This window comes from Serratia sp. 3ACOL1 (assembly GCF_003668775.1).
Classification (GTDB): Bacteria; Pseudomonadota; Gammaproteobacteria; order Enterobacterales; family Enterobacteriaceae; genus Chania; species Chania fonticola.
Window position 1 is genome coordinate 1,500,328 of sequence record NZ_CP033055.1, and the last position, 23,038, is coordinate 1,523,365.

Below are 23,038 nucleotides of genomic sequence, written 5' to 3' on the forward strand. Positions count from 1 at the left end.
CAAGGTTGAAAACAATGAGCTATCACAAATTTATTGTTTACGAAGGTTTCACAATCGCTTCATTTGCACGTGATGCTTAGCCTCAAAGCGAGTCCCTCCCCAGCCGCCCGCCAAGTCGGGGAAATCTTAAGCCGTGGATTTTGATGGTTGCGCTGATATCATCCCCCACTCGTCCCAAACCACCGCAATCTGCGGGGCACGTTATAAGGAAGATAACGAATGAATGATGAAGTCTTCTGGCAACTCATTGATCAGGCCAGAACAGCAATGATTGAAGATCTAGCAGAGAATATGCAGGCGCTGGATAGCGCACTGCGTCAGCTTTCGCCAGAAGAGCTCATTGCATTTAAAAAGCGCTTCACGGAACTGCATAATCAAGCCTACAGATGGGATTTATGGGCTGCGGCCTACATCATGGGTGGCGGATGTTCCGATGATGGGTTTATGGATTTCAGAGACTGGCTGATCTCGCGTGGCCAAAGCGTGTATGAAGCCGCACTGAAAAATCCTGACTCACTGGCCGATATTGTGGATGGCGAAGAGGAAGGACAACATGAAGGCTACTCGTACCTGGTAGGCCGAATCATTGAAGAGCTCCATCCTGAATACGAAAAAGCGTTATTTGAGCAAACCTCCTTTAAAACCATTAAGTTCCCGAGTGAACCAACGGGTACAGCCTGGGAAGATGATGAGGGAACACTGGAAAAACTTTGCCCACGCTTATTTGCGATGTACTGGTAATCTTAATAACCCATTGATTATTCTGACGGGCGCAGCATGCAGCGCCCCTACGCTGTGATTCCGATGAGGGTTTATTTCTTCGCCAACCAGGGGGACGTCGTGCTCCAGAAAATGATATCTGCACCGAGATAGTCTTCTGCGAATTGTACAAACTCATCCTTGCTAAATGGCTTGCCCGTATTGGGGTTTCTGTAGGTCAAGGTCGGCTCCTGCACAGCCATGGCAACGAGTGCCAGCTTATTTTTGTATTTGTTGAAGAACGGATATGAGTTCTTCATTTGCGCTTTGCGGTTGGGAACAATATCTGGACCGCCAAGCCCAATATTATTGGCACTGGCGAACTCAAATAGTCGCCCCATGTAATTGTGGTCGTTGTTCCATTCGCACGGCCAGAAATTTACATATTGCACCACATGTGACTTGGTGAACACCTTGCGCGCAAAGGTGAGATTATCCATTTCGCCTGCGAAATAGTTATCGCAGGTAAATCCCTTGGGTGGCCTTTTCTCGTCAAGGTCAATGGCTGTTTCGGGTAAGTTCACACCATAGACTCGGCCATCGAAACGCTCTGCAAGCGCTGCCAACAGAGCCTGATAACGTTGGCGTACAGCAGGATCCCACTGCTGTGCCACCCAACCCGAGCCAATCGGCTTTCCTTCGCCAGGATTGTCAAATTGTGGCGATATCCCACCACCGTACCTGGCATCATTCATCAGATAATCAGGAACGTATCGGGCATTCTGTTCGAAAAACCGATCCTGGATCTGGATGAAAAGTTTTTTCTTGGCTCCCTTGAGACGAGCCAGATCCTGCTCAATCTGCGAAAAGTTGTATTTGTTCTTCTCGGGTTCGAGTGAGCGCCAATTGTAAACGATCTGCGCACCACCAATGTCGCTACGCGCCATAATGACTGACGCCGCTTCAAGATCGCCGGAGCTGGTATAGACAAAGTTTTCTGGCATTTTAGCTAATACGGGCAGTGTCGCAGTAAGCAATGTTATTGCGACAGTGAGCCTAATGCGTATGGTCACGAGATTATCCCTTTTTGAAGGTTCGGTTTGCCGTGTGATGCCTGGCTCTTGGCACAGAGCACGAGTTTGCATACATGCAAAGCCTGCCTCTGAAAACTACCTGAAACTCCATTGTGCGCTAACGACAAATATCGAGGGAAGAATAATACCACTTTCCACTCCAAAGTAGCTGGTAAAGTTGTATTGAACTGCATGATAGATATAGGGAGAGAAACCCACGCCGGTAGTATCCTTGAACTTTTTATATGAGCCGTCATTACCACACTGACTGAAAGCATCAAAAAAGAACTCACCAACATATCCGTAAACACCCTTAAAAACCCATCCAGAGTCATTAGACATCCAGTCTCTTCTCAAACCCAGTGCGATACAGCGGTCATTGAAACTGTTTTTCATTGTGCCAACCAAAATACTATATTTTGAATCCTCAGAAAACTTTCGTTCTACGGAGAAAAATTTGTTATCAAAGTTCTCCGTGTATTGTCCCTCATTGTTTATCATATGATACACAAAGGAGCCGGTGTTAATAGAGTATAAATTTATTTCACCTGCGACACATGCGGGCACCACTGTTAACAAACATACAATAGCCACTGACTTATTGAGCATTTAAATGACCTCTTTTAATATGCGTGGTGATTTTTTGAGAGCCCTCTCCCCTTGGCAGATACCGCGTAGTTGTCCTGTACGCTTTTCTCTCAGTAACGATCGGCCCGGTAATGCCCAGCAGGCACATGGCCATCAAACGGGAGAACGAGGGTTTAGCCATGCCAAGCTTCTTCTATCACTGATAACATCTATTAACAGTAGTACATTCTTTATACTGTTGATAAAAATCAATTCCGCGCGTTTTGGCTACACAATGAATGTCTTTTGCCTCAATGGCATCACGAATTTGGGTTACCTCACCTTCTTACGCAGATTAAACTCAACCGCCTCCTGCACCAGAGCCGTTAAGGCTTTTGAATCCACCGTATCCTCTGCAAAGAAATCAATCGCCCGCCACGCGTTACCATCCAGGCCAGCGTTAAACAGCTTATCGGCATCTACCAGGCTGGCGCCGTGGTAAAAGGTTAGCTTTACCTTTGCTTTATGGGCATTAGCGACCGCGATAATGCCGTGATGTGACCACACCGGGCTCCCTCTCCACTTCCATTCCTCAATGATTTCCGAATCAGCCGCAACAATGCACTTACGGATCTCCGCCAAGGTCTTCCCACGCCAGTCGGTCAGCGCTGCGATAAGTTGGTCAATCTGTAAAGAGGCATCCATCAAAATTCTCCAGGCACAATGTAACCTAGCACTCAGTTTAGTCATCTTCCCGCGGCTGGTGCAGCCTATCCAGCGTACCGCGAATCGGATAGTATTCCCCCACTGAAGGAATAATCAAAAGCAGCGATCCATGGACATCTCAGACTTAAGCCAAGCCCGCAGTAACACCGTCAGTAAGCTCCTCAATACGCCTAATTTTTCGGCCCTGCTGATTGAACACGGCTGGGCGGCGTTCCCGGATCGTTTTTTAAAAGCCGTCGCTAACTCGAAGGACACCACCACGCAGACCTTGCTTGATATGCTGCCTGCGCTTTCGCTGGAACTGAAAATCCAGGTGGCGCAGCAAAGCAAGCAGCCATTTATTGTCCCCTGCATGATATGGCCAGAGTTGGTCTGGCGTTGGCAGCCTTGGGAGTATGTCAGCGAAACTTTGGCATGGGAGGCGTTAACCTCAGGCTTTCCTGCGCTGATTGAGGGGCTTGTCAGCCGGCCTATGGCATCGATAGCGGATCAAGACTGTGCTGCGAACAAAGTTTACTCCGACTATTTTATGGATCCGATTGGCCCGATCCTCGATAAGCTGGATAACAACCCAGGCTGGCCAGCGTGCTGGGCAAATATTGCTATTTATCATCCGGATGAAACCGTGCGTGAAAATATGATTTTCCGGCTGGTTAATCCTTCTCAGGCCCTGTTGCAGTCACTGACCAAAGATCCTTCTCATTTGGTCAGGTGCCGGCTGGTTTCTCGCTATCATGAAGATGAAGCGTTGATGATGGAGCTACTGGACGACGTCAATGTCTGGGTCAGAGGTGAAATGGCGGAACGCGCCATATCCAGCCATATATTGACCCAGCTTAGCCAATCGATGGATCTGTTTGTCCTGAGCAGGCTGGCTCATAACCGGCAGTTTTTCCTTAATCCAAATCCGAGCACAGGCGCCCGACTCGTATGGCAAAAGCTGGCGCTGCATCCCTACGTGTTTACCGAGGAGTGCTTTGCCGGTATGGCAGCACTGGCGGAAGATAACATCATAGATTGGTCAATCTTTTCTCGTTGGGTGGAACAACTCGCGGTTAGGTGTCCTCAAGTGCGCGATAAAACGCCGCCGTTCCGCACCTTTGGTTATTCTCAATTTCCGGCTTCTGAAACCAATTTGTACGACACTGCCAGCAGCCTGTTCCAGTTTAACCGTTCGCTGGCACTCAACCCTTTGACTCCAGTAGCGATCCTCCACTTATTCAGCCAGTGCCCATTTGAGGCGTTGAGGCAAGAGGTTGCCCAGAATCCAGCCCTGCCTGCATCCTAATACGCCTGATGAAAAAGTGGTGAAGTTCGCCGAAGAAGCGCAAGTCGCAAGACTGCTGACAACACCCAACAGGCTCAAAACGTAGGGGCGCTGCATGCTGCGCCCGCTTAGCAAATCAAGGATATAGAATGTCGAAGTTAATTTATTATGTTGCAGCATCTATGGATGGCTACATTGCCACCCAGGATCATGAGCTTGACTGGCTGACTAATTTTATTTTAGGCGATGATGCTACACCTTATGATGATTTCTACCAGAGTATTGGCGCGGTGATTATGGGAGGCAAAACCTACAGCTGGATAATGGAAAATGCCCATGGCGACTGGCCTTATAAAGATATTCCGGCGTTCATTTTGACAAGTCAGGATCTGGCAATACCGCAAGGCACAGGTATAAGTAAAGTTAGTGGGAATGCTAATGATATTGCCAGGCATGCAAAACTGGCGGCAAAAGGTAAGGATGTTTGGGTCGTTGGAGGGGGTAAGTCCGCTGCATTTTTCGCCGATGCTGGGGAGTTAGACCAATTATATATCACAACCATTCCCGTATTTCTGGGTGAAGGGATCAAGATCCTACCCGTCAACCGTAGTGTGGTTGTGACACCTGTGACGAACAGGTTTTTACAAAGCGGTGCGTTAGAAAGCGTGTTAACTATAAGAAAATAGTTGCGATTAGTCAGCGTGGAATAAAAAGGCAGGATAGAGAAGCCGCATCAAGCGGCTTCTCTAGTGACAACAATCAGTGGTAAATCTCGGCCGTACCGCACATACGGTTGTTGCCGGAAGCGCTGATAATGCGATAGGCACTTGCCCCGGCTGCTTTAGCCTTATTCTCCAGTTCACGCTGGAGGCTGCTCAGGCTGTTGCTGCTTGAACAGGCGCTAATCACGCCGATTTTCTGTTGATTGGCAGGCGCAACATCAACCAGCGTGGCCGCCATGACAGAGAAAGAAAGCGTTGCCAACGCGAGTGCGGCGATGACCATTTTGACAGGTTTCATACCAGGATCTCCTTTGCTATTCAGATATGTCGGGCCGGGTAACCCGCTTTGCCAAGTACCGCAAGTAACTCGCTTGCTGCCAAAGTGCTGTCGACCTTTACCTCACCTGCCGCCGGGTTGGTTTCGATACGGGCCTGTGGGTCAACGCTCAGTAGCGCCTTGGTGACGGATTTAGCGCAGCCGCCGCAGGTCATATTGGGAACAGTGAAATGATGCATATTAATCTCCATCGGGTTGGTGTCAGATCACTATGAGGTTTGCCAGCGTGGCAAGGTCAAAGGTTTTTCTACAAAATTTTCTCTTTCGTTACAACGGCAAACCCCTTTTCCCCGCGTTTTAGCACACCGGATGCAACACCGAACTTTGGTGCCTTATTTGGCACTGTCGTCGCTGTGGTTGGTTCGGCTAAATCAGCCAGGATCGGGCAGTCTGGGCGGTCATTACCATGGCAGTGATCGGCCAGGAACTCGAGGGTTTCTGCCATCGCCTGCAGTTCGGCGATCTTGGCTTTTAGCCGCGCGACGTGGGAAAGCGCCATTTCTTTGACGTCGGCGCTGGCGCGGTCCCGATCGTTCCACAGCACCAACAGCGCCGAGATCTGCTCAACAGAAAACCCAAGGTCGCGTGAGCGGCGGATAAAGCGCAGGCTATGTACGTCCGAAGAGCTGTAATGGCGGTAGCCCGCATCCGAGCGTATGGCCTTGGGGATCAAACCGATCTGTTCGTAGTAGCGGATCATTTTGGCTGAAACGCCGGAGGATTTGGCTGCTTGACCGATATTCATCGTTCACTCCTTCATAGGGCTACAGTTAGCGTTATTGTTACTGGTTAAGCTCGCTGGTCTCCCTCACCCCAACCCTCTCCCCAAGGAGAGGGAGCTGATACGGAGCTGCGGTCAGGTGTGGTGAGCCATTTCTGGCTCTCTATCCTGCTCCCAAGCACAGGGAACAGATATGGGAATATTTTCACGTGTAGGCCAGGTGATCTTCTGCCATTGATAGCGAGCTCGAACGGTCCCCTCTCCCTGTGGGAGAGGGTTAGGGTGAGGGGTATCACCATGGCCCGACATCGGTCATTTACTTGCGGTGATGGGGATAATCTCCGCCCCGCTTTCCGCCGTTCTGCTAGAGGCCTCAACCGTCATCGGAGCCTGGAAGCGCTTAAGCCGCAGCGCGTTGCCGAGTACAAAGACGCTGGAGAGCGCCATCGCCGCCGCCGCGAAGATCGGCGAAAGCAAAGTGCCGTTCAATGGATAAAGCGCGCCCGCCGCCACCGGGATCAGCACCGCGTTGTAGGCAAAGGCCCAGAACAGGTTCTGTTTGATATTGCGGATCGTAGCCTGGCTGAGTGCGATAGCGTTCGGCACCCCGCGCAGGTCGCCAGACATCAGCACCACGTCGGCCACCTCGATAGCCACATCCGTACCGGTACCGATAGCCAGCCCAACGTCCGCTTCCGCCAGCGCCGGGGCGTCGTTGATACCGTCCCCCACAAAGGCCACTCGCGCGCCATTGACCCGGAACTTTTTCAGCGCTGCAACCTTGCCGTCGGGCAACACCTCTGCCGCAACTTCATCAATACCGAGCTGTTTGGCGATCGCCGCCGCTGTTGCCGCATTGTCGCCGGTGATCATCGCCACTTTGAGGCCCAACGCGTGCAGCGCCTTAATAGCCTCAGGCGTGGTTTCCTTGATCGGATCGGCAACCGCAATCACCGCCGCTAGGCGACCGTCAATAGCGGCATAGAGCGGACTCTTACCCTGTTCGCCCAGGCGCTGGGCGGCAGACTTGAAGCTTGCTACATCGAGGCCAAGCTGCGTCATGAACCGGTCTGCACCGACGGAGACCACCCTGCCATCAACTTTGGCCGTTACACCAAAACCCGGCACGGCGTCGAAGCCTTCAATGGTGGCCAGCATGATGCCCTGCTGTTTGGCGGCCAGCACAATCGCTTCGGCGATCGGGTGCTCAGAGCGGGTTTCAACCGCCGCAACCAGAGCCAGCACTTCGCTGTACTCAAAACCTTTAGCGGGAACGAGATCGGTGAGTTCTGGGCGTCCTTTGGTCAAGGTGCCGGTCTTGTCGAGGGCGATAACGCTCACGTCACGCAGCGCCTGCAAGGCTTCCCCTTTACGGAACAACACGCCAAGTTCAGCGGCGCGCCCGGTACCGACCATAATTGATGTCGGCGTAGCCAGCCCCATGGCGCATGGGCAAGCGATAATCAGCACCGCCACCGCATTCACCAACGCAAAGGTCAGCGCCGGATCCGGGCCGAAGATCAGCCAGACCAGGAACGTCAGCGCGGCGGCAGCCATCACTGCCGGGACGAACCACATGGTCACCTTATCGACCAGCGCCTGGATCGGTAGCTTGGAGCCTTGCGCTTCCTCAACCAGGCGGATGATCTGCGCCAGCACGGTATTGGCCCCAACCTTGGTGACGCGGAAGCTGAAAGCACCGGTCTTGTTGATGGTGCCACCCACAACGGCAGCGCCTACGCCCTTCGATACGGGTAACGGCTCGCCGGTGATCATGCTCTCATCCACATAAGATGCCCCCTCGACGACTTCGCCATCGACAGGGATCTTCTCCCCTGGACGAACGAACACCACATCACCGGTGGTCACCTGATCGAGCGGGATCTCAACGGTATCGCCGTTGCGTTCAACGCGCGCGGTCTTGGCCTGAAGCCCGACCAGTCGTTTGATGGCCTGCGACGTTCGCCCCTTGGCGCGAGCTTCCAATGTGCGCCCAAGCAGGATCAAGGTCACGATGACCGCGGCGGCTTCGAAGTAAACGTTAGCGGTTCCCTTAGGCAGCACCTCGGGAATGAATGTCGCCACCACCGAATAGCCGTAGGCCGCTGCCGTACCCACCGACACCAGCGAGTTCATATCGGGAGCCCCGCGCAACAACGCCGGGATGCCCTTGCGGAAAAAGCGCAGGCCCGGGCCGAACAGCACCAGGGTGGCGAGCACAAACTGTATATACCAGCTCGTCTGTTCACCCAACACGCCCTGCACCCAATGGTGCATAGGAGGAATTAGGTGCGAGCCCATCTCAAGGATAAAGACCGGCAAAGTGAGAATGCCCGCTATCAGCAAAGAGCGGCGTAAGCCGCGCGCTTCGTTTTCGCGGCGTTCAGTATCCTGATCGTTTACATTCGGCGTTTCGGCAGACAAACGGCGGGCCTTGTAACCCGCCTGCACAACCGCCGCTTCAAGGTCAGCGGTGGAGATAACCCCGGCGAGGTGCCGTACCCGCGCACGCTCGGTCGCCAGGTTGACGCTGGCAGAGAGGACGCCTGGAAGTTGTGTCAGCGCCTTCTCAACTCTTCCGACGCAGGATGCGCAGGTCATCTCTTCTATCGCCAGTTCGGTAGTCTCTTCACGGACGGCGTAACCGGCGCTCTCGATAGCACTAACTGCTGCTTGTGGATCGGCCACGCCGCTAAAGGTGACATCTGCCCGCTCAGTGGCAAGATTGACCATGGCCGTTTGCACGCCGGGAACGGCTTTTAGTGCGCGCTCGACACGGCCAACGCACGATGCACAGGTCATTCCTTCGACCGGCAGGCTCAGACGAGCCGCTTGATTGGAACCTGATGGGAGGGAAACGGAAGCCATGGCTCTACTCCTGGGAAGTTTCGGTAACAAAAAGCTTAAACCTTCCCACCAGGGGAAGGTCAAGGCCTGTTAGCAATCAGTTCTGTGGGGGGGAATTGGCTATGCCGCTGGCACCATTACAACTGCGTTCCGTCTGGGTACAGACTTCCCAACCGCCGCCCAACGCCTTATAGATGCTGACAATGGCAAGCTGATGATTAGTCCGTGCGACGGCCAGCGCGCGCTGGCTGGCAAAGTCAGCACGTTCTGCATCGAGCACCTCCAGATAGAGACCGTCAACTTCGGCAAACCGCACCTGGAGCAGACGAGCAGCTTCGCGATTGGCCGCAGACTCCAACAGGCGCAGCTCAAGCGTACTGCCTGCAGCGCCATAGGCTTTAAAGGCATCGTCCGTTTCCTGCAAGGCGCGCAATACGGCCTGGTCATAGACGATCAAGGCCTGTTTGCTGCGGGCTTCACTGGCGGCGATCCGGGCGCGCGTGCGGCCAATATCCAGCAGCGACCAGCGAATAACCGGCACGATAAAACCCGACAGTGCCTCGGCACCGTTCAGCGAATCAAGACTCCCAGCCACAAAGCCGAGCGATCCCTGCACCTGGATCTCGGGATAGAGCGCGGCCGTCTCGACGCCAATCTGGGCGGTAGCCGCAGCAAGGTCGCGTTCCGCCGCCGCGATGTCGGCACGCCGCGAGAGGAGCGATACGGGATCGCCCACGGCAATAGTTCGCACGGCCAACGAATCATCCAACGGCACAATTGCTGGCGGCCTGAACGACTGAGGGACTGTGCCGAGGAGGATGGCCAGTGCGTTGATGCTTGCCGCCCGGCGGCGTTCCAACTCAGGCATGGCCACCTCAACATTACGTAACAGCGCCTCGGCACGCAGTCGGTCAAACTCACTGGCGGAACCGGCGTTGACCTGCTGCTCAACCAGCTTGAGACTTTCACGCTGGCTTTGGCTGATGTCGGTTACAGCGGCAATTTCGGCCTCGAGACCACGCAATTCGAACCAGGTAGCCGCCACCGTAGCAATGACGCTCACCTGCACTTCACGCAGTAACGCCTCGCGTGAGCCAGTTTGTGCCTGTGCAGCTTCCACCGAACGCCGCACGCGCCCAAACAGATCGAGTTCCCAAGCGGCATCGATGGCTCCGCGATAGCTTTCGCGTTGACGCGGTTGGTCAGGTGAAATTTCCACTTCTCCCCAACGGCGGTTCTCATAACTAAGCGCGGGGCCTCCGCTGGGCAGGAACCTCTGGCGATCCTCTCGCAGCATGGCCTTGGCCTCTTCCAACCGCATGGCCGCGATGCCAATATCATGGTTCGCGGCCAATGCCTGCTGGATCAAGGCCGTTAACGCCGGATCGTCGAAAGTACGCCACCACTCAACCTCGACGGCCCCCGTACCGAGCTCGGCAGTTGGCTCACCAAAGCTGATTGGCAGCGGCGACGATGGCGGTGCATAGTCAGGCCCCACCGCCGAGCATCCAGCCAGCAGCAACAGCGCACTCAGAGGAAGTAGCACAGCTTGATAGCGATCTCTCATGGCTGGCTCCCCTTGATGCGTTGTTTTGATGCAGAGCGATAATGCTCGACGCGGGCGGCAAGACCACGCATCACCACGTAAAAGACCGGGGTCAGGAACAAGCCAAACAGCGTCACGCCGAGCATGCCAGCAAATACCGCAATGCCCATGGAGTGGCGCATTTCCGCCCCTGCGCCGCTGGCCAACACCAGTGGAACCACGCCAGCAATAAAGGCCAGGGAGGTCATCAGGATCGGCCGTAACCGCAGTCGACAAGCCTCGATAACCGCCTCAAGTGCGCTCGAACCCTGGGATTCGAGGCTGCGTGCAAACTCAACAATCAGAATGGCATTCTTGGCAGCCAGCCCCACCAACACGATCAGCCCAATCTGAACGAACACGTTGTTGTCTCCCCCCACCAACCAGACGCCCACGATCGCACTCAGCAGACACATCGGTACGATCAGCAATACCGCCAGGGGCAGCAGCCAACTGTTGTACTGCGCGGCGAGGATCAGATAAGCGAGCAGTACACAGAGTGGGAAGATAAACAGCGCCGAATCTCCGGCCAGCTTTTGCTGGTAGGTGAGATCGGTCCATTCGAAGCTCATGCCTTCAGGTAGTACTTCCTGCGCCAGTTGTTCCATCAGCGCCACCGCCTGTCCGGAACTCACACCCGGCATGGCACCGCCGGAAATATCCGCCGAGGGGTAACCGTTGTAATGCATCACGCGATCCGGGCCGGAACTTGGCGTAACGGTGACAAACGCGGACAGCGGCAGCATCTCCCCGGCCGCATTGCGCACTTGCAGCCGACCAATGGCTTCAGCTTGCATGCGGTGATCCGCATCGGCCTGAGCCGTGACTTTGTAGGTGCGGCCGAAGCGGTTGAAGTCGTTGACATACAGCGAGCCGAGATACACCTGGAGTGCCTCAAAGACGTCCGCCAGACGAACGCCTTGGCTCATCGCCTGGGTGCGGTCGATACTGACGTCGAGCTGCGGTGCATTGACGTCAAGGCTGGTGAGCAGCCCGGCCACCTGCCCCGTGCCACTGGCTTTCTGCATCAGGAGCTGAGTTTGCTTAACCAGCGCATCCAGCCCGGCCCCCCCACGATCTTCAACCTGCATTTTGAAACCGCCGGTAGCGCCCAGCCCTGGCACCGGTGGCGGCGGGAATACGCCAAGGAAACCGTCGGGGATGCTGGCGAATTTGGCCTGTAAGCGCCCGGCGATCGCCATCGCGCTGAGGTCGTCTGTCGTGCGATCTTTGAATGGGTCAAGCATCACGAACATCACTGCGGCATTTGGCACGTTAACGAAACCGTTGATTGAAAGCCCCGGGAATGCCACGACGCTTTCAACACCGGGTTCCTCCAGTGCGATCTTCGACATCTGCTTAACCACGGCCTCGGTGCGATCCAGCGATGCCGAGTTGGGAAGCTGGGCAATGCCAACCAGATAATATTTATCCTGCATGGGGACAAAGCCCGGCGGTACGGCCTTGAAGCCGAAGAAGGTGAGCGCAAGCAGCCCAGCGTAAACCACCAGGGCCAGGCCGCTGACCCGCACAACCTTGCGGACCGTGTTGCCATAGGCGTCAGGTGCGCGTTGGAAAGGCCGGACCAACCGCTCAAACCTCCGTTCAACACGACCACGCAGGCTACGAGGATCGTGAGTGATCCCCACCTTACGTGGCCGCAACAGGAGCCCGGCAAGCGCCGGGCTGAGGGTGAGCGAATTCACCGCCGACAGAAGGGTCGAGATGGCAATGGTGAGCGCAAACTGTTGATAAAACTCGCCTTGTAAACCGCTGAGGAAGGCGGTTGGAATGAACACCGCGGCGAGCACCGAGGTGATGGCGATAATCGGCCCGGTAACCTCATCCATCGCCTTCCTGGCGGCTTGCGGAGGATCTTCACCATTTTCGATATGCCGCTCGACGTTCTCCACCACCACGATCGCATCGTCAACCACGATACCAATCGATAGCACCAAACCAAACAGCGACAAGGTGTTGAGCGAGAACCCCATCAGATGCATCACGGCGAAGGTGCCGATAAGTGATACCGGCACAGCCATCAGCGGGATCAGCGAAGCCCGCCAGTTGCGCAGGAACAGCACCACCACGATCACCACCAGGAAGATGGCCTCCAACAGCGTGGTAGCTACCGATTCCAGCGAGGCCCGGACAAACACCGTCGGATCATAGGCGATGCGCGAACTGAGTCCGGCCGGGAAGTTGCCTTCAAGCAGCTGCATGGTGGCCCGTACCGCCTGCGAAACGTCCAGCGCGTTGGCTCCCGGGCTTTGAATGATTTGCAGCGCCACGGCGGGCTCACCGTCAAGCAGGCTGCGTAAAGCGTAGGCATCAGCGCCCATCTCGATGCGGGCGACATCCCGTAGGCGCGTCACCTGGCCATCCGCGCCAGTGCGAATGATGATATCGCCGAACTGTTCTTCGTCAGTCAATCGCCCGAGGGTGTTCACCGTCACTTGGAAGGCGGCGGTAGAATTGGGAGCCTGGCCGACCGAACCCGCCGCCACCTGTACGTTCTGCTCGCGTACCGCGGCTATCACGTCGCCAGCCGTCAGCCCACGTGCCGCGATCAGGTTTGGATCGAGCCACAGCCGCATGCTGTATTCACCCGCTCCCCAGACCAGTACATCGCTGATCCCCGGAATACGGGACAGCTCGTCGCGCACCTGCAGGTAGGCGTAATTGGAAATATACAGCGGATCGTAGCGCTTATCGGGCGATAGCAGGTGCACCACCATCAGAATATCTGGCGAGGTTTTCTGCGTAACCACGCCCTGGCGTTGCACTTCTTCAGGTAAACGCGGCAACGCACGGGCGACCCGGTTTTGCACCTGAACCTGTGCCATATCGGCATTGGTTCCCTGGGCGAAAGTCACGGTCAGGATCATCCGGCCATCGGTGGCCGATTGCGACGACATGTACAACATGCCCTCTACCCCGGTGATCGCTTGTTCGAGCGGCGCTGCCACCGTTTCAGCGATCACCTTGGGGTTGGCGCCCGGGTAGGAGGCCGTCACCTGCACGGTTGGTGGCGTCACGGCCGGATACTCGCTGAGCGGTAATTGGAAGAAGGCAACGGTGCCAGCCAACACCATCAGCACCGAGAGCACGATGGCAAAGATCGGCCGATCGATGAAGAAACGTGGAAAGCTCATTGCGCGCCTCCTGAGGTTTGCGGCAGCGCAATAGGCGTACCGTCAATCGCCGCGGACTGTGGCGTAATCTGCATCCCAGGGCGAACCAATCCCTTGACGACGATGCGCTCACCCGCTTGCAGACCTTGTTCGATTACCCGCATTCCATCGGCCATCGGGCCAAGTTCGACCGGCCGGTATTCTGTTGTATCGCCTTTGCCAACGACCAGCACATAGCGGCTGCCCTGGTCGGTGCCAATCGACAGGTCAGAAATCAGTACCTTGGGCTGTGGAGTGCCAGTCTCCATTTTGACCTTGGCGAACAGCCCGGGAGTTAATTGCCCATCCGCATTGTCCACCACCGCGCGTACCCGCACCGTTCCCGTACCGCGATCGGCAGCGTTGGCGAGGAAATCGACATGGCCGGACCGCGAGTAGGTCTTGTCGGCGATCAGCGCCACCATGACTTTGGTCGCCTTTGCCGACTCTGGGGTTGCATTGGTTCGGCCAGCGGCGAGCGAACGTAAATAAGTACGTTCGTCGACATCAAAATAGACATGCAGCGGATTGATCGAGACGATGGTAGTCAACGGCGTCACACCACTGGCAACATAGTTACCTTCGGTGACCAGGGTTTGGCCGACACGTCCGCTGATGGGCGCGGTGACGCGGGTGAAACTCAAATCCAGTTGCGCAGCATCCAGCGCGGCTTTGGCGGCATCAACCTGAGCTTTGCCCGCGTTTACTGCAGCTGTGGCGGTATCAAGAAACGCCCGAGCGACGACCTTTTGGGCGAACAGCTTCTCGGCGCGTGCATATTCCGCCTTGGCGAGTAACGAGGCCGCTTCAGCCTCGCGTAGGCGTGCTTTGGCAACGTTCACAGCGGCTACGAACTCCCGAGGATCAATGAGAAACAGCCGGTCGCCCTGATTAACCAAGCGCCCTTCGGGCACGCTAACCTCATGGAGATAGCCAGCGACTCGTGGGCGGAGTTCAACCCGCTTGACCGCAGTAAGCGAGCCAGTAAATTCCACAAAAGGCGTTATCGGGCGCACGACAACTTCGGCCACCGGAACGCTAGGCGGTTTGGGAGCTGCGCCGGAGGGCACCGCCTCTTCGCATCCGGAGATCATGAACGCGGCGCTTATCGCCGCAGTGAGCAGGGTTATAGCTTTGACTTGCATCGGTTTACCTTTCGCGACGATGGTCGACAGTAGGTTTGGCAGGCTGCCTTTATCCGGCTTGTCACGTTTGGAAGGTCAAGTATTTTTTACGGCAGGCTATGGGCAGCCAAATTGGAGCGGAGTCACGTTGATCGCAGCGGCTCCGACGTCAACGTGAGCGGGCCGCTGCAGTAGCATTTCAGGAGGGTTGATTTTTAGCCGCTAAATGAGATTGAGGCGATAATATAAGTGAAATAGAAAGCCCCATTAATAAATAGCATCCACACTTTCAGATTTTTGTTTCTGGCGTTGATCCACAGCCAGAATGCCGATGAAAGCGTAATAAACACCCCGATCAGCACTTCATGCCGGGGTTGCCATGGCGTCAATAATATCCCGATAGCGGGTAATATGGTGCCTTGGAAAACCATTGCGCCGGTAATATTACCTAATGCCAGAGTATCCTTCCCTTTGCGTATCCATAGAATGCTGTTCACCTTCTCTGGCAATTCGGTAGCTATAGGAATGATAATCAATGACAGTAACAACACAGAAATGCCAAGTTTTTCCGATACTGCGGCCACACCATCTATAAAACCTAAAGCCCCCGCCACCAATACGCCCAAACCAATTAAGGTTTGCAGGATGATGGTAAATAGCGTGGTGGGCAATCCCACTCGGGATAAGAACATGACGTTATCTGCCGCGGTTCCATTCCCCTCCGCCACCAGTTTTTTCGACGCGTGTAAGGTTTTTACAATATAGGTGACGTAAAGCAAGACCAACAACACGCTGACGCCCATCCTGGCGATTTTCATCTCCACGGGAATGAACAAGGCGATTGCGGCCAATACAAAAGCCATCAGGAAGAAACGCGTATCCCGTATAAACCCCGTGGGCTCAGGGGTGATAGATCCGTTAATACCCCGCCGTCTTACCACGGCCAGCGCCATCAAAAAGATCGACAGCGTAGAGAGCATCAGCGGCGCGCCCAATATCGCCCCCACGCCAATCTCTTCGTTAACATTAGCCGCCGACGTGCCGGCAACCAGGGCCAAAATGGGTACCATGGTTTCAGGTAAGGCGGTACCAATGGCGGCAAAAAGCGATCCGGTTACCCCCTCAGAGATCTTCAACCTTTCGCCAAGGTGTTCCAGAGCATTGGTGAAAATTTCAGAGGCAATCAAGATGATGACTAAGGATATCGCGAGCTGGAAAAATGACAGCGTCATCCTTTAGCCCTCAATTTGCCCGGTTTTTTGGTGAGGTAATTTGAGAGTAAAGCAGAAAAAAGGGTCATTATGGAAATACCGACTGGACGTTGCAAACCATGGTGTAATATTCCTCGTCCAATCCAAAAGAAATATTACCCCTATGGTCTCGCCAATCTGATCGACGGATGTGCCACAGCAACGTGCTGAGTATGTTGACACATCCTCCTTCATGATGAAGGAAGGCTACTCCCCAAATGAGTGGGGCAAGCTTAGTCGAACTGTCATGGCGCTGTCAAAGTCAATTACTCTGCCGGTCTTTCACCAGGCGCAGTGTTTGATAAATCGTCATCAACCGCTGGACTAATTCCGTGTGGTTATTGGAACGAATACGCTCGGGTAACTCGTTTAACCATTCAGATAGTTGCACCAGGCCGTAGCCATTTAGCGCCTCGGCCAACATTTCCACCCGCTCAATCCCACGCCCTCCTTGATGCCGGATCCCCTGCTGTAACCACTGAGCCAGCAACGTTTGGGTGTCTGCCAACGCTTGCTGCATACCTGAACGCTGTTGCAGATCGGCCTGGCGCTCCATTGGGAAAGGCTCAGCCTCATCGGCGCACAGCGAGAATATCTGGGTGTCACTGGCTACGGCCAATGGCTCGATAAACAACTTGCCTGACTCGATCTTCACCCTGCCTGAAATCAACCGTGCTGGAGTTGCTGGCGTGAGCATTGCCCTTGCCAATACCTCGGTAGCCTGAGGGGCGGCACTATCGTAATTTAGTGACACCGTCACTAAATTGTCATCACGATCCTCTCCGCTTAAGATATCAATCTGCAGGCACTGCAAGGCCGGGTCCCAGCACCAGTCGAGCACCTCGCTAACCGGTAAGATATGCAGCTGTTCGATCGGCTGTCTGGGGCGTACAAAATCCGGCAATGCCTGCTGGAGATGACGTTTCAGCGCTGCCGCATCAGGCTGCCTGAGCGGTTCCCCCAACAGCTCCCACGCCCGGGAAGAGAGCGGCAACACGCTGGTATATTGCTTACCGCTGGCAATGTCTAACGCCCCGTTTGCCCGGCGCTTGGCGGCATTGGTGATCACCTGGCAGGCCGCCATTTTTTTTACCGGGTGGCCAGCAATCCTGCGGCTGCCTATCGGCGTCGCCACGCCTTGTGGATCGCTATTTTTAGGCCACTGACGTTCAATGACCATCAGCGCCTGGGAGTCCGGGTCGGTGTAGATCAGAGCCACCCCTTCCTGCTGCTCGTCGGCCCAATAACGCGCGCCGAGTGATACCAGTTTCAGATGTTCCAGTTGGATCTCACCTTTGACACCCAGGCCAAGAATTTCAGCCGCCGGAAGCCGCGGTAAGGCTTGCTGCTGCGCCTGTTGGTCCATGCACCTGGCCGCAACTAACCGGGCGGAAAGCCCGCTGATGCGCTGCAAAAATTCGACCGGATGATAGCGGCTTGAACGATTATGTTGATCGGCCATCCCTTGCTGAATATCCGCCAGGCTTTCACTAACCCAGCGCCACTGAAGCTGCTGGGCATGGCGACTCACTTCCGCCATCAGCGGTTTGATGGCCGTCTCTGGTTGGCTGCTGCCGTCCGCCCACAGCTTGAGCAGCAATTTATCCAACGACGTTTGTAATAACACCGCCTCTGGCTGGTCAAATAAGGCGTTTGCCTGCGCCTGTTCGCCGTCGGGCAAACGGATTTGCAGCGTTAACTGCTCAAAGTCTGGCTGGCTGATCTCGGCCTGCTCAAAACCCCAGACCGCCATCACAATATGTTCGCAAATCGTCTCCTGAATACAGTCACAGCGCGCATGGGCCAGGCTGTTGCGGGAGAAAAATCGCACGTCACACATCGGTAAACGCGCTGACGGAGTGGCTTGCGCCCCGCTGCCTTTGCTCAATTGCACCACTACGCTGCCCTGGATCAGCTTTTTAGCCCGGCTAATGACCGAGAGCGGGACATCACTAAGTTGTTCACTAAATCTGGCCGGTGACCAAGCCGGTGCAGATTCTTGCGGCTGAGCATCGTCAGCTTCTGGGGGCAACCCGGTAGCATGTAACGCCTGATAGGCCAGGACCAGCGTGACCCGATGGCGGCACATGCTGCTGGCCGGGCAGCTACAGGTCGCATCCCGCAAGGTTTTTCCTGGCGGAAAAGTGACTTGGTTGCCGTCTCCAAACTTGGCATCAATACAGCCATCGTCACGCTCTGTCAGTTCAGGTAGTTTTCCTTCGGCGACCTCTTTCTGTGCGCGCTTGACGAAGCCCGCGTTGCTTAACGCCATCAGGGCTTCCGGCGTGAGTTCGAGTAAATCGGAACGTTGAGTCATCCTTGTACCTTTTCTGCCAGCCAGGCCGCCAGTTCGCCGGGCGTCATGGCGCCAATTTGTGCGCCGACCGCGACCAGCCGGTTAGCCATGTCACGATCGTATTGTGGGTTGGCCTGATGATCTAACGCTGCCAGCCCCAGCACTTTGGCTCCGGCCTGAATGCAGGTACGCACCCGCCGGACCAGTTCACCTTCGCTACCGCCCTCAAAGAAATCGCTCAGCAATACCACGATCGTGCGCTGGGGATTGGTGATGCAGGACTGGGCATAGCCCACCGCCTTGGCGATATTAGTGCCGCCACCGAGCTGCACCTTCATCAGCAGTTCAACCGGATCGCTGACGTCTGCGGTCAAGTCCACTACTGCGGTATCAAAAGCGACCAACCGCGTTTGCATGCCTGGTAAATTCCACAGGCAGGCCGCCATCACGGCGGCATGGATCACCGAATCCACCATGGAACCACTCTGGTCTACCAGCAGGATGATGTCCCAACGTTCACTATGGCGTTTAACCCGGTTCATAAACGCCGGGGTTTCGATAAACAGCTTGCCGTGCTGCGGGCTCCAACGGTGCAGGTTTTCGGCAACGGTGCGTTTAAAATCAAAGTTACGCGCCACCTTGACGTGCGAGGGACGGCGCCGGTCGCGGCTGCCGGAAAATGACTGACGCACTTCACGCGCCAGGCGTTCCATGATCCGCCGTACCACTTCCGCCACCAACCGGCGTGCGGCGGCCAACACCTGCGGGTTCATCAAGTGTTTGGTATGTAACACCGCTTTCAGTAACGCTTCCGAGGGTTCAATACGTTCCAGCACGTCAAGATTGGTGACCACATCGTCAATGCCGTAGCGCTCAACCGCGTCCACTTCCAGCCGTTCGATCACCTCTTTGGGGAACAACTGGTGGATCTCATTAATCCACTCAGGCGTGGTCAGGTTGGATTTACCCAGGCTGGCTCCGCGCTCACCGCGGGCCAAACGTTCCGGATCCCGGCCATACAGCCATTCCAGGGCGCTATCAACTGAGCGATAGTGATCGTCTAATTCACCCAACGAGGCTTCGGCGGCTTCGCCTAACAGCAAGCGCCAGCGTTGTAACTCTGGAGTTAATTGATTTGCCATTACGCCAGCCCCCAGTGGCCAAGGATTTCCAGTGCCCGCTTTTCGGCCTGTTGCATAGCGGCAATCTCCTGCGGCGTTGCGGCAGTAATTTCACGATTTAATGACGAAACCGGTAGATGGCTCGCCTGATGGAGCTCCAGTATCTGGCGGGCAAACTCACCACGCTCCCTGGGTGGCAGCCAGGCAAATGCACCGCGCATCGCGGGTAAGGCCAGCAGGAAGTCTTCGTCGTCCAGTGCGGTAACCAACTGGTTCAGGCCGTCAACAAAGGTTAAATCCTGGGTCAACTGGTGGCGCGCCAACGCAATCAATCCGCTGAGCGCATCGCCCATTTTATTGGCTGCCAGGGTGGCCAGCAGCGCTAACGGCTGTGCGTTCAGTGATGCGATATCAGACAGGGTGTCATTCAGGCTGAGTAATGCGCCTAATGCCGCACCACGGCTAAGCGGATCGGCATCGGTAGACGCGGCTTTTCTTTGCCAAACGGTGAGCGCGCGATCGGCTTCCAGCGCGGGAAATAATGTATTGCGGTCGGCATCAGGCAGCGCGAGCAGATCCCGCGTCACCAAGCGGATCGCCTGAAATGCCGCAATGTGCCGATGGCTGTCGGCGGGGTTCACGCTGCCATAGCTTTCACATAGCCACAGCGCGCGGTCGAAGGTTATCTGGATCACCGTCAACAAGATCGGCGATCCTTGCATACCTACGCTTTCACCGTGGCGATAGAGCATGTGGGCCGCTTCCAGCGCCAAGCCCAGGTCTTCAAAGTTCCCTTCCTGGCTCACCGCCGCAGTGAGCTGTTCTACGACTCGGCTACTGAAATCCGCCAGACCGGCCAACGCCGCCTGATTCAGTAATTTAACCAGCGCCACCACCATCCCCTGGCTACCGTGCAACTCCAGCAAGGCTTCTTCCAGCTTGGCCAGTGCCGCATCGGCCAGCGTAGCGCCGTAGGAAGCTGCCTCAATCAGCGCAGCAACTTGCTCAAGCGGCGCACGAAGCTGCCAGTGTTCGCTCATTTCGCCAGACATGGCTTGCCCAACGCCCTTCAGGCAGTGGATGCCCGGGATCGCCAATAGCAATAACTGATGTAGGGCTCTGCTGCGCTGGCGATCCTCAGGTTTAAGCAGGTCGAGTTTGACCTCCGAGGGGATCGTAATCGCCAACCGTTCAAGTTCGAGCTCCAGCGAAATCAACAACGGCGGACGTGGCGTATTGGCCGCCAATTTACCGTGAGACTCCCCAGCTAAAACTGCCATCATCTGCACCAGGATAGGCTCGGTTCCTGGCCGTAAAGGACCGCGATAGGTCCACGGCAGCGGGACATCCATCGCCTCTTTCACCAGCGAACCGGCCATGGCATCCAGCCAGTCGTTGCGTAACGGCAACTGGTGGCCGCGCAGCCGCGCAAGTGCCTGAACCCGTAGATAAACCGCGCCCATATCGGCGGTAGACGCCGGTAGGTTAAGCTTGCGCAGCCGTTCAAGTATGCGCTGGAAAGCGTATAGCCCGGCCTGCTCCAGGCCAAATTCCCACACCCACTGCTGGAACGCCGGTGACGGCATGCCCGAGGCATAGCCGGTGAAAGCATCCAGCCGCTTATAGCTGTAGGGCACCAAATAAGAGCCGGTGGTGTATTGAGTGTCGCCTTGCCAATCGTCAAAACATTGGCTTATAGCGGGCAGTTCAGGCTCATGTTCTTCACTGGGGAGGTTTTGCCACAGCTTCATCAAGGCGGGTGCGTGATAGCCGCCACACACCACTAACACGGTCCCGTCCTGTTGATCCATGGCCCAGCGGATCCAACGGGCCATCATGGCTTCACGATCCTGGTTGCCCTGCGAACCGGGAACCTCTCCGCGCAGCCGTTCGAAATAGTGGCTTAGACGTTGCTCCAACTCCTGCACATCGCACCGATCTTCAAATAACCGATCCCAAAGCGCGTCGCGCCCCTGAATGCCCAGCTCCAGGCTCAGTGCCTGTTCAAAATCCTCTGCCCGTTGCTGCTGTTCGGCATCGGCTAAATCGGCGTAGCGGTTAGCAATATCGGCAAACGCAGCATGCCAGGCCGGCAGATCCATAAAGCGTATTTCCGCCTTGATCGCCCGCGCTTGTTGCAGCGCCTGCCACTCTGGAGAATGCTCGGCAAACGGTGACCAGGAACCTCTGCGCACGCCCTGCCCAGGCTGTTGCGGCACGCCATAGCTATAGATAGCCAGCGGCAGCTTATGGGGCAAAAATAGCTCATCGAGCCGGGAGTTGAAGTCCATCGGCCCTTCTATCAGCACGTAGCGCGGTTTTAGCGTGTTAATTCTCGCCGCTACCAACCGGGCACAGGCCGGGCTGTGATGGCGGATACCGATGATTTCCGGTGATTTATTCATTACGCAGCGCCTTTAAGGCAAACGGTGTCTGGCTTGGTAATAGGCCCGCCAGTGGTTACCGGGCTTTTTCGCGACCTTCTGCTCAAAATAGCGCCTGAGTTTTGCCCGATCGTCCGCATTGTCTTTGACCACCGTCCCGGCGATACACTCCACCAGGTCGGCGGGCTCACCGCTTCGCTGTTCAAGAAACCATGCCCGCACTCCCACCGCATGGGCCACGTTCACCGCCTCGGCGGTCGACATCACGGCGGTTAACCGATCCATGGCACTGTCGCCGCCTTTACCCGCTGATTTCTCACCGCCGCGCAGATCGCGGAAGGTCGTGACCAGTAACTCCAGCACCTCAACGGGGACGGTGTGAGGAATGGCGCTCTTTTCCAACAGCCGGTTAGACGCGGTAGCCACCAAATCCAGTTCCTGTTGGAAATCCATGATCGGAAATACGGTTTCAAAATCAAAGCGACGCTTCAGTGCGGCACTCATTTCGTTCACCCCGCGGTCACGGGTGTTGGCGGTGCCGATAATGTTGAACCCTTCCTGCGCATACAGCAGGTTATGGTCATCATTCAGCTCGGGGATGGTCATCACCCGATCGGACAACATACCCAGCAGGCAGTCCTGCACCTCTAATGGTGCACGAGTGATCTCTTCAAAACGCACGATTTTGCCGTCGCGCATGCCCTGATAAAGCGGTGCCGGAACCAGCGCTTTCAGCGAAGGCCCTTCGTTGATCAGCATGGCATAGTTCCATGAATACTTGATCTGATCTTCGGTAATCGATGCCCCGCCCTGGATCGTCAGGCTGGAGGTGCCGGAGATGGCGGTCGCCAGCAGTTCAGACAGCATGGATTTGGCGGTGCCAGGCTCACCGACCAACATCAGGCCGCGGCCAGTCGCTAGCGTGACCAGCATCCGTTCAATCGAGGCCACGTCGGCGACAATTTTGCGCTCAATGCCCAACTTTTCGTCACCCAGAATAAAGCGCCGGGCGGCATTCAGGCTCAGTGCCCAGCCCGGCGGGCGCGGCTGGTTATCCAATTCTGCCAACAGGGCAAGTTGTTCTGCGTATTGTATTTCCGCTGGTGGCCGCTGCATTTTTTGTTGTTCAGACATAGGGATGGATTC

Annotated in this window: 18 protein-coding genes and 1 riboswitch; of the genes, 3 read left to right on the forward strand and 15 right to left on the reverse strand. The window is 55.8% G+C overall.

Translation table 11 applies throughout. The features are described 5' to 3' along the window. The first annotated feature begins 219 nt into the window (after positions 1-219). Complete coding sequence (locus tag D9980_RS06995) at positions 220-741, forward strand: DUF4240 domain-containing protein (RefSeq protein ID WP_121606843.1); 522 nt, start codon at positions 220-222, stop codon at positions 739-741. A 71-nt stretch (positions 742-812) separates the two neighbouring features. On the opposite strand, the gene D9980_RS07000 is transcribed toward D9980_RS06995, so the two are convergent. The 3 genes from D9980_RS07000 to D9980_RS07010 all read right to left on the reverse strand — a co-directional run bounded on the left by D9980_RS07000 (position 813) and on the right by D9980_RS07010 (position 3,044). Then, positions 813-1,703 carry a hypothetical protein gene (locus D9980_RS07000; RefSeq protein ID WP_370454331.1) on the reverse strand — a complete coding sequence of 297 codons (891 nt, stop codon included), beginning with the start codon at positions 1,701-1,703 and terminating at the stop codon, positions 813-815. Between the two features lie 165 nt (positions 1,704-1,868). Then, the gene (locus tag D9980_RS07005; protein ID WP_237733968.1) at positions 1,869-2,381 is read right to left on the reverse strand and encodes a hypothetical protein; all 513 of its coding nucleotides are present in this window, start codon (positions 2,379-2,381) and stop codon (positions 1,869-1,871) included. A 291-nt stretch (positions 2,382-2,672) separates the two neighbouring features. After that, positions 2,673-3,044 carry a DUF1801 domain-containing protein gene (locus D9980_RS07010; RefSeq protein ID WP_065684937.1) on the reverse strand — a complete coding sequence of 124 codons (372 nt, stop codon included), beginning with the start codon at positions 3,042-3,044 and terminating at the stop codon, positions 2,673-2,675. Between the two features lie 130 nt (positions 3,045-3,174). Here D9980_RS07010 and D9980_RS07015 point away from each other — a divergent pair, with 130 nt between their 5' ends. Together D9980_RS07015 and D9980_RS07020 are read left to right on the forward strand one after the other, a co-directional pair. Continuing rightward, positions 3,175-4,353 carry a hypothetical protein gene (locus D9980_RS07015; protein WP_121606844.1) on the forward strand — a complete coding sequence of 393 codons (1,179 nt, stop codon included), beginning with the start codon at positions 3,175-3,177 and terminating at the stop codon, positions 4,351-4,353. A 128-nt stretch (positions 4,354-4,481) separates the two neighbouring features. Further along, the gene (locus tag D9980_RS07020; RefSeq protein WP_121606845.1) at positions 4,482-5,018 is read left to right on the forward strand and encodes a dihydrofolate reductase family protein; all 537 of its coding nucleotides are present in this window, start codon (positions 4,482-4,484) and stop codon (positions 5,016-5,018) included. Between the two features lie 73 nt (positions 5,019-5,091). Here D9980_RS07020 and D9980_RS07025 read toward each other — a convergent pair whose 3' ends face one another. From D9980_RS07025 to D9980_RS07080, 12 genes are all read right to left on the reverse strand, one after another. Then, on the reverse strand, positions 5,092-5,352 hold the full coding sequence (locus D9980_RS07025) for a YdgH/BhsA/McbA-like domain containing protein (RefSeq protein ID WP_121606846.1): 261 nt from the start codon (positions 5,350-5,352) through the stop codon (positions 5,092-5,094). A 20-nt stretch (positions 5,353-5,372) separates the two neighbouring features. Then, the gene (locus D9980_RS07030) at positions 5,373-5,570 is read right to left on the reverse strand and encodes a heavy-metal-associated domain-containing protein (protein WP_024486782.1); all 198 of its coding nucleotides are present in this window, start codon (positions 5,568-5,570) and stop codon (positions 5,373-5,375) included. Between the two features lie 68 nt (positions 5,571-5,638). Then, complete coding sequence (cueR, locus tag D9980_RS07035) at positions 5,639-6,136, reverse strand: Cu(I)-responsive transcriptional regulator (protein WP_121606847.1); 498 nt, start codon at positions 6,134-6,136, stop codon at positions 5,639-5,641. Positions 6,137-6,424: 288 nt separating this feature from the next. Further along, on the reverse strand, positions 6,425-8,980 hold the full coding sequence (locus D9980_RS07040; protein WP_121606848.1) for a heavy metal translocating P-type ATPase: 2,556 nt from the start codon (positions 8,978-8,980) through the stop codon (positions 6,425-6,427). Between the two features lie 76 nt (positions 8,981-9,056). Next, positions 9,057-10,526, reverse strand: a complete 1,470-nt coding sequence (locus D9980_RS07045; RefSeq protein ID WP_121606849.1) for an efflux transporter outer membrane subunit — start codon at positions 10,524-10,526, stop codon at positions 9,057-9,059. After that, on the reverse strand, positions 10,523-13,699 hold the full coding sequence (locus D9980_RS07050; protein WP_121606850.1) for an efflux RND transporter permease subunit: 3,177 nt from the start codon (positions 13,697-13,699) through the stop codon (positions 10,523-10,525). Before D9980_RS07050 ends, D9980_RS07045 begins: the two co-directional genes overlap by 4 nt. Then, the gene (locus D9980_RS07055) at positions 13,696-14,811 is read right to left on the reverse strand and encodes an efflux RND transporter periplasmic adaptor subunit (RefSeq protein ID WP_305000457.1); all 1,116 of its coding nucleotides are present in this window, start codon (positions 14,809-14,811) and stop codon (positions 13,696-13,698) included. The genes D9980_RS07050 and D9980_RS07055 overlap by 4 nt, the downstream gene beginning before the upstream one ends. A gap of 245 nt (positions 14,812-15,056) precedes the next feature. Continuing rightward, the gene (locus D9980_RS07060) at positions 15,057-16,073 is read right to left on the reverse strand and encodes a sodium:calcium antiporter (RefSeq protein WP_121606852.1); all 1,017 of its coding nucleotides are present in this window, start codon (positions 16,071-16,073) and stop codon (positions 15,057-15,059) included. A gap of 150 nt (positions 16,074-16,223) precedes the next feature. Beyond that, positions 16,224-16,320, reverse strand: a riboswitch (yybP-ykoY riboswitch). A 33-nt stretch (positions 16,321-16,353) separates the two neighbouring features. After that, on the reverse strand, positions 16,354-18,408 hold the full coding sequence (locus D9980_RS07065) for an SWIM zinc finger family protein (protein WP_121606853.1): 2,055 nt from the start codon (positions 18,406-18,408) through the stop codon (positions 16,354-16,356). Further along, positions 18,405-19,529 (reverse strand): VWA domain-containing protein, encoded by a 1,125-nt coding sequence (locus D9980_RS07070; RefSeq protein ID WP_121606854.1) that lies wholly within the window; start codon positions 19,527-19,529, stop codon positions 18,405-18,407. Before D9980_RS07070 ends, D9980_RS07065 begins: the two co-directional genes overlap by 4 nt. Continuing rightward, positions 19,529-21,913, reverse strand: a complete 2,385-nt coding sequence (locus D9980_RS07075; protein ID WP_121606855.1) for a DUF5682 family protein — start codon at positions 21,911-21,913, stop codon at positions 19,529-19,531. The genes D9980_RS07070 and D9980_RS07075 overlap by 1 nt, the downstream gene beginning before the upstream one ends. Positions 21,914-21,925: 12 nt before the next feature. Beyond that, positions 21,926-23,026 (reverse strand): AAA family ATPase, encoded by a 1,101-nt coding sequence (locus D9980_RS07080; protein WP_021177950.1) that lies wholly within the window; start codon positions 23,024-23,026, stop codon positions 21,926-21,928. Positions 23,027-23,038: the final 12 nt, after the last annotated feature.